Raw genomic sequence first — 1,000 nt, 5'->3', positions numbered from 1 at the left:
GTGGAATCATGATCTGGCCAACGGCTGCAATCGCAGCAGAAGAGGAACCGGAGATCGCGCCAAACAGGGCGCAGGTCAGAACGGTTACCGCACCCAGGCCGCCTTTGATTCGGCCAACCACGGAGTTTACAAAGTTCAGCAGGCGTTCCGAAATCCCACCTTCGGCCATTAACAGCCCGGCAAATATAAACAGGGGCAGGGCGAGCAGGGCAAACCCACTGGCGGTTTTAAAACCGTGCGGGATCAGGAATGAGATGTTGTTGCCGGTGAGGAAGGAAAAGAGTACCGCACCGATACCGAAGGCAAAGGCCACCGGGATTTCGATCAAAATCAGGACAACAACGATAAGCATCGAGATCAGAAATAACGTCATCGCTTATACCTCCTGAGTAGATGTTGTTTTCTTGCGGGCACGGCGTGTGCGGCGCAGGTCGCGAAATTCATTGATTGTTTCCAGCAGGAAGTAGCCCACCATCATCGCAAAACCAACGATCATGCTGGCGCTCCACAAACCACGCGGCCAGCGCAGGTTGACGGATACACGACCACGATCCAGCTCTTTAAACGCATATTTGCAGGCGAAGTAACCGAAGATAATTGCCGCGATCATGCAGGTCATGGAGCCGATAAAGCGAATCATGTTTACCTTGTACGGATCTTTAACCACCAGGCTGACGATGCCGCCGTGGATATGTTCACGTTCACGGGTGGCATAGCCCATGCCGAGGAAGTAGATCCAAACCGCCAACAAAATGGAGGCTTCTTCGATGCCGGTAAAAGGCGATTCCAGCACATAACGCATGATCACCTGCGAGAACATCAGGAACGCCAGACCCATACCCGCTAGCAGCATCATGCCACGGAAGAGCCAGTTCAGCAGGCGTTCAAAGCGCATCAGATAGCCGTCAACCGGGTTGTTCGGCTGTTCTGGGATTGCGTGCAGGTGAGGAGGAATTGGATGGGTGCTGAGGTCAGGATCGTAATCGTAGATCTTGGCCTC

Annotated in this window: 2 protein-coding genes; both read right to left on the bottom strand. The window is 53.6% G+C overall.

The genetic code is table 11. The features are described 5' to 3' along the window. Positions 1-373, bottom strand: a 373-nt coding sequence (locus QKW35_RS21220) for a TRAP transporter large permease subunit (protein WP_282356386.1), incomplete at its 3' end; no start/stop codon positions are given. Positions 374-376: 3 nt separating this feature from the next. Beyond that, positions 377-1,000: TRAP transporter small permease (locus QKW35_RS21215; RefSeq protein ID WP_282356384.1), on the bottom strand; the 624-nt coding region annotated here is incomplete at its 5' end.

Origin of the sequence: Pontibacterium granulatum (genome assembly GCF_029961155.1) — a bacterium.
Lineage (GTDB): Bacteria > Pseudomonadota > Gammaproteobacteria > Pseudomonadales > Balneatricaceae > Pontibacterium > Pontibacterium granulatum.
The sequence above is the reverse complement of the archived record's forward strand: the minus strand, read 5'-3'. Positions and strand labels throughout refer to the sequence as shown.